Below are 13,753 nucleotides of genomic sequence, written 5' to 3' on the forward strand. Positions count from 1 at the left end.
CGGAAAGTGCCCGCACGGATGAAGGCGGACACGCCGGGCGCCCGTGCCGCAGCGCGCGCCCCAGCAGGATCGCCCCCACCATGAAAAAAGGCGGCCCGCAAGCCGCCTTTGAAAAACAAGTGCTACTTTTTTTTTATAGCGCAACCGCCCTAGTGAATCATGCGCCAGAACGTGATTGAGCACCGAATGAATCAGGTGCTGCGAGCCCTTGCCCACCATGCGTTCGATGTCGGGCGCCGCGATGCCGGGCAGCCCCAGCTCGCGCAGCATGCGGTTGATCGCCTCGGAAAAATCGCCGAGCGTGTCCACCATGGTGCCGTCCAGGTCCACGATCGCGGCATCGGCTTGTGCGGGGGGCAGCGGAATCCAGTCTGAAAAGGGGGCAGGTTGCATCGTCATGGCCCTGAAAACAGGCGTGCAGTGAATGAAGTCGGGGTGGCGCCGTGGCGGTCCTGGTGCGGGAGAACGTCTTCAACCCTGCGGAAAACCCACCGCCTGCGTCCCACGCCGCTTCGGCCGCACGACCACCGTGCCCGCCAGCTTATCGTGCCAGCCTTGCTTGCGGCTGTCGAACGCCACCCACAGCAGGCCCAGACCCAACGGAATCGCGGAGGCGAAATACGCCACGTAGCGGCCCACGGACTGCCCGGGTGTCATCGGCTTGCCGGTGGCGGCATCCACCACGCGGGCGCCGATGGCCATCTTGCCCGGCGTGGCCTGCCGGCTCAGCCAGAACAGCACCACGGCCACGGCCGGGAGCACCCAGGAGATGACGAAATCCGCAGGCCCCAAGACCAGGCGCTCGGATTCGAAATACGCCCAGCCATAGAACGCCACCAGCAGCGGCACCGTCACGACGATCAGCAGCAGGGTGTCGATCAGCGTCGCGCCCACGCGCGCCCAGAAGCCGACATATTCGAGATCGGGAAAGCCGCCGGGATCGTTCATGAAAGCATTGTCCTTGTGAAGCACGCTTGCAACCCCAAGGGTCGAGGCACCCTGGATTCTGGCAGCGATCACCGGCCTGTGGGGCGCTTCAAACGCCGGCCGGCCTGGCCGCCCGGCGCCGCGTGGGCGCCTTCGCCACCGTCAGTTCCGCCCAGACGGGGGCGTGGTCGCTGGCGTTGGCCTTACCGCGCTCGTCCCGGTCCACGCCGGCATCCGCCACGCGGAGCATGCGGCTCACCAGGATGTGATCGATGCGCAGTCCCGCATCGCGCTCCCAGCGCCGGCGCCGGTAGTCCCAGAAGGTGAACGGCACGTCCTTCGGGTGCACCGTGGCGATGGCATCCGTCCACCCCTGGGCCAACAGGTCGGCATAGGCCTGCCGGGGCGCCGGCTGCAACAGGGCATTGTCCGCCCATGTGTCGGGCCGGTAGATGTCCGCATCCGTCGGCACGACGTTCCAGTCGCCCATCAGCACCACGGGATGGCCAGACGCCCAGAGCGCCTCGGCGCGGCGGTTCAGCCGCTCGAACCAACGCAGCTTGGCGTCGAATCGGGGGCCGGGTTGCGGGTTGCCGTTGGGCAGGTACAGGCAGGCATAGAGCACGCCGTGGATGGCCGCTTCGAGGTAGCGGGCCTCCTTGTCGGCCGGGTCGCCCGGCAGCGCGGTCAACACGGGCAGCGGATCGTGCCCGCGGCCGAGCAGCGCCACGCCATTCCAGGTGCGCTGGCCGACGGCCATGCCGCGGTAGCCCGCCGCGCGCAGCGCCTCATGCGGGAACTGCGCCGTGGGACATTTGAGTTCCTGCAGCGCGACCACATCGGGCCGCGTGCGCTGCAGCCAATCGACCAGCCGGTCGATCCGCTTGTTGACGTTGTTGATGTTCCACGTGGCGACGCGCATGGCATCACCGGTCTGAACACGCGGGCGAGCAATCGCTCACGCCGCTTTTCTTTCCGGTGCGCTCTTCCTGGCGGCGGCGCTTTTGGCACCGGCCTTCCTGGCAGGCGCCTTGGCCCCCGCCTTGCCGGCCGTTTTGCCCGCCGCCTTGCGCGCAGGCGCGGAGCCACCCTTGAGGCTGCGCTTGAGCAGGGCCGTGAGGTCGATCACTTCGCCGGTCTGCGGCGCTTCTTCCTCCGGGTCCATGACGGTGTGGCCTTCGCCCGCCTTCGCCTTCTTGCCCACGAGCTTCATGACCTGGATGCGGAACTCGTCCTTGAAGTCGGCGGGGTCCCATTTTCCGGACATCTCCTCGACCAGTTGCCTGGCCATCTTGAGCTCCGCGGCGCTCACACCCTTCCTGCCGGCGGCCGGCAGTTCGAGCGAGTCGAGCGTCTTGACCTCGTCGCCCCAGCGCAGCAGGTTCAGCACCAGCGCCGGCCCCGAGGGCACCAGCGCGGCCAGGTGCTGCTTCGTCGAGATGACGACCTTCGCGAGGCCGACCTTGCCCGTCGCGATGAGGGTTTCGCGCAGCAGCGCATAGACCTTGTCGCTCTTGTTGACGGGTGCCACGTAGTACGGCCGCTCCAGAAAGATGAACGGCATGTCGTTCGCGTCGATAAAGCGCTCGATCTCGATGGTCTGCGTGGTCTTGGGGAACACCGCCTCGATCTCTTCCGGGCTGATGATGACGTACTTGCCGTCTTCGTACTGCACCCCTTTGACGATGTGGTCCTTGTCGATTTCCTTGCCGGTCTTCTTGTTGATGCGCTTGTAGCCCACCGGGTCCATGGACCGCTTGTCCAGCCAATCGAAGTCCACGCCCTGCTCCGTCGCCGCCGTGTGCAGCCCGACAGGGATGTGGACCAGGCCGAAAGTGATGGCGCCCTTCCAGAGCGTGCGACTGCCAGTTGCCATGTGACTTTTCTCCGAAGGGGGAACCCCGTGCGTCCCAGTCTGCGTCGATCGGTCTGCCAGCCTTGTAGGCGGCCGCTTGCCGCATCGGTAGGCATTGCCTGCCAATCGGGGGGCGGCACGGCCTTGGGCCATTCCCCGCGATCCCCTATGCTGGAGCGATGCCGTCCCCCCTCCGCCCCATCGCCATCCATGTGCAAGAGCCGTCCCCCGGGGACTTCCGCTGGGTGCTGATGGAGCGCGAAGGCGGCGGTGCCTGGGCGGAGATGGAACGGTCCGCGTCGGCCGCGGGCACCTACCACCAGGCCCTGGCCGATGGGCTTCGGGTGTTGCAAGCCATGATCGAAGACCTGGACATCGGCCCTCGCCTTGCCGTGAAGCGGGCCGCGAAAGGGGTGTCGCCATCGCACGATGCGCCCCAGACGGGGCGCCCGCCAGCCGATCCCCCGGCCCCCTCCAAACCCTCCCTGTTCGGATTCGGCCCCGCCCGCTGAACCGCCGCGCGTGGCGGCTGGAGGAGGTGGTGCAGAATGCCCACCACGTCCCTACAGGCCCCACCGATGACCACGCTCCAACACCTCCTCGGCACCGAATTTCCCCTCATCCAGGCGCCCATGGTGGCGGTGTCGGGAAGCGCCATGGTGATCGCCGTGAGCGAAGCCGGGGGCCTGGGCTCCTTGCCCTGCGCCGGGCTCACGCCCGACCTGATCCGCCAGGAAGTCACGGCCATCCGCGCGGCCACCCGCCGGCCCTACAACGTCAACTTCTTCTGCCACACGCCGCCCCAGCCCGATCCGCAGCGGGAGGCGGCATGGCGTGCGGCGCTGGCGCCCTATTACGCCGAATTCGGCCTTCGTTCGGAGGACATCCCCGCCGGTGCGGGACGCCATCCGTTCAACGCCGAGGTGGCCGGCCTGCTGGCGGAGTTCCGGCCGCCGGTGGTCAGCTTCCATTTCGGGCTGCCGCCGGACGACCTCCTGGCGCAGGTGAAAAGCTGGGGCTCCAAAGTCCTCGCGTCGGCCACCACGGTGGAAGAAGCGCTCTGGCTGCAGGCGCGGGGCGTGGACGCGGTCATCGCGCAGGGCCTGGAGGCCGGCGGGCACCGCGGGCACTTCCTGTCGCACGACCTGACCAAGCAATCCGGCACCTTCGCGCTGCTGCCCCAGATCGTCGGCGCCGTGCAGTGCCCGGTCATCGCGGCCGGGGGCATCGCGGACGCCCAGGGCGTGGCCGCGGCCATGGCGCTGGGGGCCTCGGGCGTGCAGGTCGGCACCGCCTACATGCTGGCCACCGAGGCCACCACCAGCGCAGTGCACCGCGCCGCATTGCAAAGCGACGCGGCGCGCCATACCGCCCTCACCCACCTGTTCACCGGCCGCCCTGCCCGCGGCATCATGAACCGCGTCATGCACGAGCTGGGGCCACTGAACCCCGCGGCCCCGGAGTTCCCCCTCGCGACGGCCGCGCTGGCCCCGCTGCGCGCCAAGGCGGAAGCCTTGGGGCGCAGCGACTTTTCACCACTGTGGTCCGGACAGAACGCGAGCGGTTGCCGGGAGGCGTCCGCCGCCGACCTGACGCGCGCGTTGGCGAAGGGCCTGCGCTGAGCGGCCGACCGTTTCCAGATTCACCGGCCCCACCGCTTTGACATGAAAATTCCTGCACTGCCCTTCACTACGACGGACTGGTCGCTCATCGCACCCACCGAGCACCCTGGCGAGACCGGAACGGCCCTGTGGCGCACCCAGACCGTGGGCGACATTCGCATTCGCCGGGTCGACTATTCCGCCGGCTACCTGGCCGACCACTGGTGCGACCGGGGCCACATCCTGTTCGTGCTGGAAGGCACGCTGGAAACCGAATTGAAGGATGGTCGCCGTGTCACGCTCACGGCCGGCATGAGCTATCAGGTGTCCGACTTCGGCGATGCGGCCCACCGGTCGTCGACGGCCACGGGCGCGCAGCTCTTCATCGTGGATTGACGCCTGGGCCGCCCTGTGGCGGGCGAACGGCCCGCACGGCGGCTGCGCACCGTCCGACAGACGCTCCCTCGGTGTACGCCTAGTCTGCAAACCTTGCCCCGGCCGGGCCTTCGCCCGGCTGCCAGGGGCGGTTCGCATACCAAAGGATCACCATGCCGATGTCTTCTCTTCGCCGCTTTTCCGCGCTCGCCACCACCGCCCTGCTGGCCGCCGCCGCCGCCACCGCGCACGCCGCACCGGACGAATCCGCCCGGGCCCGCTACGAGCGCGACCGCCAGGCCTGCCTGAGCGGCAACACGCAGCAGTCCCAGGCCGTGTGCCTGCAGGAAGCGGGTGCGGCCCTCGAATCGTCGCGCACCGGCCAGTTGACCAACCCGGGCGCCCAGGCCGAGCAGAGCAATGCGGTGGACCGTTGCGCCGTGTTCAAGACGCCCGAAGAGCGTTCCGCCTGCCTGGACCGCGTGAAGGGCCCGAGTGCCGTGTCCGGCTCGCCCGCCGCGGGCGGCGTGCTGCGCGAGAGCACCACGACCACCATCGTGCCACCGCCCCCAGCGCCACCAGCGCGCTGATCGATGTGAATGCAGGCCCAGACTGCGGCCGGGCCGCGTCAGGCCAGTTGCGTGCGCATGGCGCCGATCACGCCGGCGTAGTCGGGCTTGCCGAAGATCGCGCTGCCCGCCACGAAGGTTTCCGCGCCCGCATCCGCCACGCGGCGGATGTTGTCGGTCTTGATGCCGCCGTCCACTTCGAGGCGGATGTCCTTGCCGCAGGCGTCGATGCGCCGGCGCACGGCCTCGATCTTGCGCAGGGCGGAGTCGATGAAGCTCTGGCCACCGAAGCCCGGGTTCACGCTCATGATGAGGATGAGGTCGATGTCGTCGATCACCCAGTCGAGCACGTCGAGCGGTTCGGCGGGGTTGAACACCAGGCCGGGCTTGGCGCCCTTGGCGCGGATGGCCTGCACGCTGCGGTGCACGTGGGCCGAGGCGTCGGGGTGAAAGCTGATGTAGTCGGCGCCGGCATCGGCGAAGGCGGCGGCCAGCGCATCCACGGGCTGGACCATCAGGTGCACGTCGATCGGCACGGGCTGGCCGTCCGGGGTCTTGGCGTGGGGCTTCAGCGCCTGGCAGATCATGGGCCCGAACGTCAGGTTGGGCACGTAGTGGTTGTCCATCACATCGAAGTGGATCCAGTCGGCGCCGGCGGCGATGACGTTCTTCACTTCGTCGCCCAGGCGGGCGAAATCGGCGGACAGGATCGAGGGGGCAATGCGGTAGGTGCGGCTCATCCCCCGATTGTCGCAGCAGCCCGCGGCGATCCGGAAGGCTTGCCCGCCGGCCCGGGTACCATTGCGCCCATGCCGAAGTACCAGTTCCAGGCCGAGGTGCAATCCCAGTACCTGCCCGAGCAATCCACGCCCGACGAGGGCTTTTATGGCTTCGCCTACACCATCACCATCACGAACACGGGCGACATCCCCGCCCAGTTGATCTCCCGCCACTGGGTCATCAGCGACGCGCGCGGCCACACCGAAGAGGTCAAGGGCCTGGGTGTCGTCGGGCAGCAGCCGCTGCTCAAGCCCGGCGAATCCTTCCAGTACACGAGCGGCTGCCGCCTGCGCACGGCCAGCGGCAGCATGCACGGCCGCTATTTCTGCGTGGCCGAGGACGGCGAGCCGTTCGAATGCCCCATTGCGCTGTTCGTGCTGGAAGCCGTGTCCGGCGACGCCTCGGGCGCCCCCCTGAACGGCAGAGTGCTGCATTGAAGCGCCACGCCAATGACCTGGGCCACCTGCTGGCCCAGCTGGATGCGGGCGCGCCGCTGGCGCAGCGCCACCTCTGGCTGATTGCGCTGCTGGACTGGGTGCGGGGCAACCGCCGCTCGGTCGAGGCCGCGGTCGGCCGCATGCAACTGTTCGTGGAGGCCATCGAAAAGGACGATGCCGCGCGCCAGCGCCTGCAGGACTGGTGGAGCGCGCTCGTCGGCACGGTGGACATCACCACCTTGCTGGCCGACTTCGGCTTCGCGCCGCGCACGGCCCTCGCCAGCGAGGTGGCGGAGCGCCTGCGCTACAAGCTGCTGCCCGGCAGCCCGGAGACCATCGACGCGTCCGAGCTGTTCATGCTGGCGCTGCCCTACGATTTCGATGCGCTGTGGCTCGCGGCCCTGGACGAGGCCCTGCTCGTGCGGCTGCTGTCGGCCATGGCCCCGGCCGAGGCGCCGGGCGCCACCCGCTGGCAGCGCGCCCTGCTGGACGCCATCACCTATTGCGCGGGGCAGATCCTGTCCACCGGTTTCGCGCCCGAACTGCGCCTGCGCATGAGCGAAGCCGCGCGTGACGCGCAGCCGTTCCACGCCCTGATCCGCGACGTGGAGAGCGTGCGCGTGGAGGTGATGCACCAGTTGCGCACCACCGACCGGCTCGACGAATCCGTGCAGCGCCTGCGCGAGCGGCTCGATGCCTGCCGCGCCGCCGCGGCCACCGTGTATTCGCATTTCGAGGACAACGGCATTTCGGTGGGCCTGGTGTTCCGGCTGCGGCAGCTGCGCGAGCGCATCCTGCGCGTGCGCGAGCTGCTGGACTGCCTGCTCTCGCCCACGCCCGCCCCCACCGCCGCCCGCCTGATGGCGCGGCTGGTCACGGTGGGCCGCGAAAGACGCAGCCTGCGCGCGCTGCTGGCGTCCAACTCGTCGCTGCTGGCGGCCAAGGTGGCCGAGCGCAGCGCCGAGACGGGCGAGCACTACATCACGCGCACCGGCGCCGAATACCGCGCCATGGTCGGCAAGGCCGCGGGCGGCGGCCTGGTGATGGCCTTCACCACCCTCATGAAGTTCGGCCTGGCGGCACTGGCGCTGTCGGCCTTCTGGGGCGGCTTCTGGGCGGGCGTGAACTATTCGGTGAGCTTCGTGCTGATCCTGCTGCTGCACTTCACGGTGGCCACCAAGCAGCCCGCGATGACCGCGCCGGCCATGGCGGCCAAGCTCAAGGACCTGCACTCCGACGAGGCCGTGGTGTCCTTCGTGGACGAGGTCACGCACCTGGTGCGGTCGCAGGTGGCCGCGGTGCTGGGCAACGTGCTCGTGGTGTTCCCGACCGTGATCGGCATCACGCTGCTGATCGCCAAGGGAACCGGGCAGACGGCCATCAGCACGGCCCAGGCCCACCACGTGCTGGAGTCGCTGCACCTGCTGGGGCCCTCGCTGCTGTTCGCGGCCTTCACCGGCGTGCTGCTGTTCGCCTCCAGCATCATCGCGGGCTGGGCGGAGAACTGGTTCGTGCTGCACCGCCTGGATTCGGCCGTGCAGTACAACCCGCGCATCACCCGGCTGCTGGGCACGGCGCGCGCCGCGCGCTGGGCGCACTTCCTGCGCGAGAACCTGTCCGGCTTCGCTGCCAACATCTCGCTGGGCTTCATGCTGGGGCTGGTGCCGCCCATCGCCTCGTTCTTCGGGCTCGGGCTGGACGTGCGCCACGTCACGCTGTCGTCGGGCCAGCTGGGCGCCGCTAGCACGGCGCTGGGCCTGCAGGTGCTGCACATGCCGCAGTTCTGGTGGGCCGTGGCCACGATCCCGCTGCTGGGCGCGCTGAACGTGTCGGTGAGCTTCTACCTGGCCTTCCGGCTCGCCCTGCGCGCGCACAGCGTGACGGGGGTGGAGCGGGCCCGCGTCTACGCGGCCCTGCGCTCGCGGCTGCGGCGCGCGCCGCTGGAGTTTTTCATGCCCGCCCGGCGCGCGGCCTGAGCCCTGTTAAAAGGTCTTTTCCGCCGCCCCGATACGCCCCGGAATGGAGGCCTCCGTCCTACAGGGTGGGGCCACCCCAGCGGGTAAATTCGGGCGACCCCGGGGTCGGGCCGCTGCGCGCCGAGGGGGCTTCGCGAAGGCCGACCCAACCCTGCAGGCCTGGCGCCTGCGCGAAGAGGACATACAAAGAATGGATGAAATCCTGAGCTTCTGGGCGCAATGGTTGCGCCCTTCGGCCGGGTTGCCCACCGTGCAATGGTCGCTGCTGCTCGCAGTGGCCGCGGTATCGGGCTACCTTTTCCAACGCCATATCGGCCTGCCCAAGGTGGTCGGCTACACCCTGGTCGGCACCATCGCCGGCCTGCTGGGCTTCACCGGCGCCGTGTGGCCGCTGCAGGGCATCAGCCTGTTCCTGCTGGAGCTGGGCATCGCACTGGTGCTGTTCGAGGCGGGCGGGCGCATTCCGCTGCGCTGGTTCCGCCACAACCCGATGGTGCTGGTGCAGAGCATCGCCGAATCGGCCCTGACCTACTTCGCCGTGTACTACGTGCTGATGTGGCTGGACGTGCCCCAGCGCGCTGCCGGCCCGCTCGCCCTGGTGGCCCTGGCCGCCTCGCCCGCGGTGCTCAGCCGCGTGGTGGCCGACACGCGCGCCGCCGGCCCGGTGACCGACCGCGCCATGGTGCTGGCCACGCTCTCCACGCTGTACGCCCTGACGCTGGGCAGCGCCACGGCGGAGCTGATCAATCGCCCCGCCGCGCGCATCATGGACACCATCTACCCGGTCATGGTGGTGCTGGGCGTCTCGATCATTGTCGGCGCCGTGCTGGCCCTGGTGCTGCGCATGGCGCTGCGCTTCATGAGCCCCACGAGCGAGAACACTTCGTTCCTGCTGCTCACCCTCATCGCCGCCGGCACGGCCGTCGCGGCGCACATGGGCGGCTCCGCGCCGCTGGCCGCGCTCCTGGCCGGCATGCTGCTCAAGCAGCTCAATCCGCGCCCCTGGGCCTGGCCGCGCCAGATGGGAACGGCCTCGTCTTTGCTGACCATGCTGATGTTCGTGCTGGTCTCCACCGTGGCGGCGCAGGCCGACTGGAGCGGCCCGGTGGCCGGCGTGGTGCTGGCCCTGATCGTGGTGCGCCTGGCGGCCAAGGCCCTGGGCGTGGCGGTGGGCAACGTGGGCAGCGGCGCCAGCTGGCGCCAGGCCCTGTGGGTGGGCTGCGCGATGACGCCGATGTCGTCCATCGCGCTGCTGATCGCATCGCAGTTCGTGGTGGCCTCGGCCTCCACCGGCCAGCTGATCGCCCGCGTGGCGCTGCCGGCCATCCTGGTCATGGAAGTGCTCGGGGCCGTGATCGCCACCGTCGCCATCTACCGCGCGGGCGAGAGTTCGAAACCCTGGGCGCCGCTCTCGCGCGCCGCCAACGGAGACAACAGCCGTGAGTCTTGAAGCCTTCCACCATTCCGAGCCCCTGACGCTGGGCGTCGAGCTGGAGCTGCAGCTCGTCAACACGCACGACTACGACCTCGCGCCCTATGCCGAGGACATGCTGCGCCTCATGCACAAGACGCCGCTGCCCGGCAGCGTCGTGCCCGAGATGACCAACAGCATGATCGAGATCTCCACCGGCGTGTGCCACAGCAGCAGCGAGGTGCTGGGCCAGCTCACGCAGATCCGCGATGCGCTGGTCAAGAGCGCGGACAAGCTCAACATCGCCGTGGCCGGCGGCGGCACGCACCCGTTCCAGCAATGGCACGAGCGGCGCATCTACGACAAGCCGCGCTTTCGCGAACTGTCGGAGCTGTACGGCTACCTGTCCAAGCAGTTCACGATCTTCGGGCAGCACGTGCACATCGGCTGCCCGGACGCCGACGCGGCGCTGCTGATGCTGCACCGCATGTCGCGCTACATCCCGCACTTCATCGCGCTGTCGGCCTCCAGCCCCTACGTGCAGGGGCAGGACACGGCGTTCGATTCCGCCCGGCTCAACTCGGTGTTCGCGTTCCCGCTGTCCGGCCGCGCGCCCATGGCGCTCACCTGGACGGACTTCGAGCACTACTTCGACAAGATGACGCGCACGGGCGTGGTCAAGAGCATGAAGGACTTCTACTGGGACATCCGCCCCAAGCCCGAGTTCGGCACCATCGAGATCCGGGTGTTCGACACGCCGCTCACCGTGGAGCGCGCCGCCGCGCTCGCCGGCTTCGTGCAGTCGCTGGGTGCGTGGTTCCTGGCCGAGCAGCCCTTCATGCCGACCGAGGACGACTACCTCGTCTACACATACAACCGCTTCCAGGCCTGCCGCTTCGGCATGGACGCGGTCTATGTGGACCCGGCCACGGGCAGCCACATGCCGCTGCGCGACCACATCCTGCAGACGATCGACCACATCGCGCGGCACGCGGGTGTCACCGGGGCGTCGAGCGCGCTGCACATGCTGCGCAGCGAGGCCGACGCCGGCCAGAACGACGCGCGCTGGCTGCGCGAGCGCCAGCGCAACGAGCAGTTGCTGGGCGAGGTGAGCCGGCAGGCGGCGCAGCGCTTTCGGGGCGCGGTGTCCTGACGGGCCGACGGCAGGCCGTGCCCATGGCGAACGCCACGCTTCGCGCGCTGCGCGCCGACATCACCCAGCTGGCGGTGGATGCCATCGTCAACGCGGCCAATTCGTCGCTGCTCGGCGGGGGCGGGGTGGATGGCGCCATCCACCGCGCGGCCGGCCCGGAGCTGCTGCACGAATGCCGCCTGCTGGGCGGCTGCAAGCCCGGGGATGCGAAAGCCACCCGGGGCTACCGGCTGGCGGCCTCCGTCATCGTGCACACGGTCGGTCCGGTGTGGCGCGGCGGCGCGAACGGCGAGGCGGGCCTGCTGGCCTCCTGCTATCGCAAATCGCTCCTGCTGGCGAGCGAACGCGGGGCGAGGACGGTGGCGTTTCCCTGCATCAGCACGGGCATCTACGGCTACCCGATCGAGCAGGCGGCGGTGGTGGCCGTCGATGCGGTGCATGCCACCCTCGCGCAGACGCCCGGTATTCGGGAGGTGACCTTCTGCTGCTTCTCGGAGCAGGACCTGTCCGTATACCGGGCGGTGCTTGGGCAGGCGGCCGAATAGCCCCGAGGGGTGGCTGGGAGACACCCTCTTTAAAACCATCGAGAATATTAATTGACTTTTAAATTCTCAATGGTGATATAATGCCCTTTGTTGCAGTCCTGGTGCCTGACCCGTGCCATCACCGCAACGCTTGCTGGGAACCGGCCATCGGCACCCGGCAGGCCGCCTTTTGCGACCTTCGTCGCCCTGTCGATCTGCCGAGCTGCAGCCGACCGAGTTCCTCGATGCTCACGCAGGCCCTCTCCCGCCTGCGATCCTGAATGAATTAGATTTCCAAGACCGCCATTCCCATGGGCCCATACGTCGTCTCGCCCTCGACACACCCGACCGACTGTGGCCGCTTCCGCGCCTCCTTCTCGGTCCATCGATCCCAGGGTAACGGCAGCTACTGCCGCGTATTCCGTTTCGACAAAGCCTTTGCATCCCGCGAAGCCGCCCGGCTCTTTGCCATCACCCAGGGCTGGCTGCAAACGAGCATGCCGCATCCTCCGGCGTGCTGAGGCCAAGGGTCTGCCAAGGCAGCTCCCTTTTCCCCCTTCGCACCACCGTCCTCCAACGGCGCGCCATTCGTTGCGCACCTCTTTCAGAAAGGCTCTTTCCATGAGCAGCAAAATCTACGTGGGCAACCTGCCCTACTCCGTGACCGATGCGATCTTGCAAAGCAACTTTGCCGAGTTCGGCAACGTCTCCTCCGCCAAGGTCATGATGGACCGTGAAACCGGCCGCTCCAAGGGCTTCGGCTTCGTGGAAATGGCGTCCGCCGAAGTCGCGCAGGCCGCCATCACCGGACTGCACGGCATGTCCGTCGACGGCCGCTCGATCGTCGTGAACCTGGCCCGCCCCCGCGAAGAAGGCGGCGGCTCGGGCGGCTACAGCGCAGCGGGCTACGGCGCGAACAAGCGCTCCGACGTGGGCTACGGCACGGGTGGTTTCGGCGGTGGCCGTTACTGAGCCCTGCCGCACTCCGCGAAAAGCCGGCCCTCCTGGGCCGGTTTTTTTTGCCTGGCCGCCCTGCATTCCGCTCCTGGGCGCGCGCCGCAGCGCGAGGGGGCACCCAATCTGGCAAAGGGCGTGAGGCCATTGCGGGTGCCGCCCGCATGACGGCCTACACTGCCCGCATGCCCTTCCCCCTCTCCGGCCCCCACGCCACCCTGGCCGCACTGCCCCGCGCAGCGGCCGGCGCGTACGCGGCCGCCAAGAGAGCGCATCGGCCGGTGCCCCCCGCACCTTCCTGAGCCCGGCGGTCCGCTCCCCTCTCCTCTTCTTTCAGCGCAACCCTCCGCCGCCGGGCCCCCGCCTCGCGCGGCCGCGGGCGCACCCTCTTTTGGGCGTTGCCCGCATTCATTCGATGGAGTGTGTCGATGCATGCAACGATTCACGGCGAGCGCACGCTCACCGAACTTGATTTCGCCCGCCTGAACAAACTGCCCGGGCGCGAACTCCCCCCCCGCCCTGGCCGCGCTGCTGGCCAGCGCCGAGGTGACGGGCTCGCGCGCCGTGCCCGGCGATGTCGTGACGATGTACTCGCGCGTGGAGCTGGTCGATGTGCAGACCGCCCGGCGCCAGACGCTCACGGTCTGCTATCCGCGGGATGCCGAGCCCACGGCCGGCTTCATCTCCGTGCTCTCGCCGGTGGGCAGCAGCCTGCTGGGCCTGAAGGTGGGGGACGTCGCGAAGTGGCTCACGCCGAACGGCGACACCTGCGCGGCGCAGGTCGTCGCCATCCTCTTTCAGCCCGAGGCCAGCGGCGACTACCAGACGTAGCGCGGGCCGTGGCCTGCCGCACCGTATGCTCCTGCCATGGGTGAATTCGATCTGATCCGCCGTTTCTTCCAGCGCCCCGTGCGCCGTGCCGCGCTGGGCGTGGGCGACGACTGCGCGCTGCTCGCGCCCGCGCCGGGCATGCACCTGGCCGTCTCCAGCGACATGCTGGTGGAGGGCCGCCATTTCTTCGCCGACGTCGATCCCGAGGCGCTCGGCCACAAGGCGCTGGCGGTCAACCTGAGCGATCTGGCCGCGTGCGGCGCCCAGCCGCTGGCCTTCACGCTCGCCCTGTCGCTGCCGCGGGCCGACAGCGACTGGCTGGAGCGCTTTTTCGCGCGGGCTGCTGGCGCTGGCCGATGC

Annotated in this window: 16 protein-coding genes and 2 pseudogenes; 13 read left to right on the plus strand and 5 right to left on the minus strand. The window is 69.1% G+C overall.

Annotated elements, in window-relative coordinates:
- The 4 genes from AC27IO_RS13435 to ku all read right to left on the minus strand — a co-directional run.
- A partial coding sequence (locus AC27IO_RS13435) for an HAD family hydrolase (protein WP_498739205.1) occupies positions 1 to 399 on the minus strand: 399 nt, incomplete at its 3' end.
- A 72-nt stretch (positions 400 to 471) separates the two neighbouring features.
- A complete protein-coding gene (locus tag AC27IO_RS13440; RefSeq protein WP_487088163.1) occupies positions 472 to 948 on the minus strand; it encodes an RDD family protein in 477 nt (158 codons plus the stop codon).
- A gap of 88 nt (positions 949 to 1,036) precedes the next feature.
- Positions 1,037 to 1,849 carry an exodeoxyribonuclease III gene (locus AC27IO_RS13445; protein WP_498739206.1) on the minus strand — a complete coding sequence of 271 codons (813 nt, stop codon included), beginning with the start codon at positions 1,847 to 1,849 and terminating at the stop codon, positions 1,037 to 1,039.
- 36 nt (positions 1,850 to 1,885) lie between these two features.
- A complete protein-coding gene (gene ku / locus AC27IO_RS13450) occupies positions 1,886 to 2,803 on the minus strand; it encodes a non-homologous end joining protein Ku (protein ID WP_498739207.1) in 918 nt (305 codons plus the stop codon).
- 158 nt (positions 2,804 to 2,961) lie between these two features.
- Here ku and AC27IO_RS13455 point away from each other — a divergent pair, with 158 nt between their 5' ends.
- The 4 genes from AC27IO_RS13455 to AC27IO_RS13470 all read left to right on the plus strand — a co-directional run bounded on the left by AC27IO_RS13455 (position 2,962) and on the right by AC27IO_RS13470 (position 5,348).
- Positions 2,962 to 3,294 (plus strand): hypothetical protein, encoded by a 333-nt coding sequence (locus AC27IO_RS13455; RefSeq protein ID WP_498739208.1) that lies wholly within the window; start codon positions 2,962 to 2,964, stop codon positions 3,292 to 3,294.
- Positions 3,295 to 3,360: 66 nt separating this feature from the next.
- Positions 3,361 to 4,404, plus strand: a complete 1,044-nt coding sequence (locus tag AC27IO_RS13460) for an NAD(P)H-dependent flavin oxidoreductase (protein ID WP_272565680.1) — start codon at positions 3,361 to 3,363, stop codon at positions 4,402 to 4,404.
- 42 nt (positions 4,405 to 4,446) lie between these two features.
- Complete coding sequence (locus tag AC27IO_RS13465) at positions 4,447 to 4,779, plus strand: DHCW motif cupin fold protein (protein WP_272565681.1); 333 nt, start codon at positions 4,447 to 4,449, stop codon at positions 4,777 to 4,779.
- Positions 4,780 to 4,937: 158 nt separating this feature from the next.
- Positions 4,938 to 5,348, plus strand: coding sequence for a hypothetical protein (locus AC27IO_RS13470; protein ID WP_498739209.1), 411 nt, complete (start codon positions 4,938 to 4,940; stop codon positions 5,346 to 5,348).
- A 38-nt stretch (positions 5,349 to 5,386) separates the two neighbouring features.
- Here AC27IO_RS13470 and rpe read toward each other — a convergent pair whose 3' ends face one another.
- On the minus strand, positions 5,387 to 6,067 hold the full coding sequence (rpe, locus tag AC27IO_RS13475) for a ribulose-phosphate 3-epimerase (protein WP_498739210.1): 681 nt from the start codon (positions 6,065 to 6,067) through the stop codon (positions 5,387 to 5,389).
- A 69-nt stretch (positions 6,068 to 6,136) separates the two neighbouring features.
- Between rpe and apaG the strand changes: the two genes are divergently transcribed.
- The 9 genes and pseudogenes from apaG to AC27IO_RS13520 all read left to right on the plus strand — a co-directional run.
- Positions 6,137 to 6,544 (plus strand): Co2+/Mg2+ efflux facilitator ApaG/CorD, encoded by a 408-nt coding sequence (apaG, locus tag AC27IO_RS13480; protein ID WP_272565684.1) that lies wholly within the window; start codon positions 6,137 to 6,139, stop codon positions 6,542 to 6,544.
- A complete protein-coding gene (tlpB, locus tag AC27IO_RS13485) occupies positions 6,541 to 8,520 on the plus strand; it encodes a transporter-like protein TlpB (RefSeq protein ID WP_317353772.1) in 1,980 nt (659 codons plus the stop codon). The genes apaG and tlpB overlap by 4 nt, the downstream gene beginning before the upstream one ends.
- A 190-nt stretch (positions 8,521 to 8,710) precedes the next feature.
- Positions 8,711 to 9,970: a cation:proton antiporter gene (locus tag AC27IO_RS13490; protein WP_272565687.1), complete on the plus strand. Its 1,260-nt coding sequence runs from the start codon at positions 8,711 to 8,713 to the stop codon at positions 9,968 to 9,970.
- Entirely contained in the window at positions 9,960 to 11,084 is a 1,125-nt protein-coding gene (locus tag AC27IO_RS13495; protein WP_284394324.1) for a YbdK family carboxylate-amine ligase, read from the plus strand. The genes AC27IO_RS13490 and AC27IO_RS13495 overlap by 11 nt, the downstream gene beginning before the upstream one ends.
- Before the next feature lie 23 nt (positions 11,085 to 11,107).
- Complete coding sequence (locus AC27IO_RS13500) at positions 11,108 to 11,629, plus strand: O-acetyl-ADP-ribose deacetylase (protein WP_284413398.1); 522 nt, start codon at positions 11,108 to 11,110, stop codon at positions 11,627 to 11,629.
- A gap of 290 nt (positions 11,630 to 11,919) precedes the next feature.
- Complete coding sequence (locus AC27IO_RS13505; protein ID WP_317353765.1) at positions 11,920 to 12,129, plus strand: hypothetical protein; 210 nt, start codon at positions 11,920 to 11,922, stop codon at positions 12,127 to 12,129.
- Positions 12,130 to 12,229: 100 nt separating this feature from the next.
- A complete protein-coding gene (gene rbp / locus AC27IO_RS13510) occupies positions 12,230 to 12,580 on the plus strand; it encodes an RNA-binding regulator (protein WP_284413396.1) in 351 nt (116 codons plus the stop codon).
- A 410-nt stretch (positions 12,581 to 12,990) separates the two neighbouring features.
- A pseudogene (locus AC27IO_RS13515) lies at positions 12,991 to 13,393 on the plus strand (GreA/GreB family elongation factor).
- Between the two features lie 36 nt (positions 13,394 to 13,429).
- Positions 13,430 to 13,753, plus strand: a pseudogene (locus AC27IO_RS13520) (AIR synthase related protein); the annotation flags it as partial.

This window comes from Acidovorax sp. KNOB132, assembly GCF_057541515.1.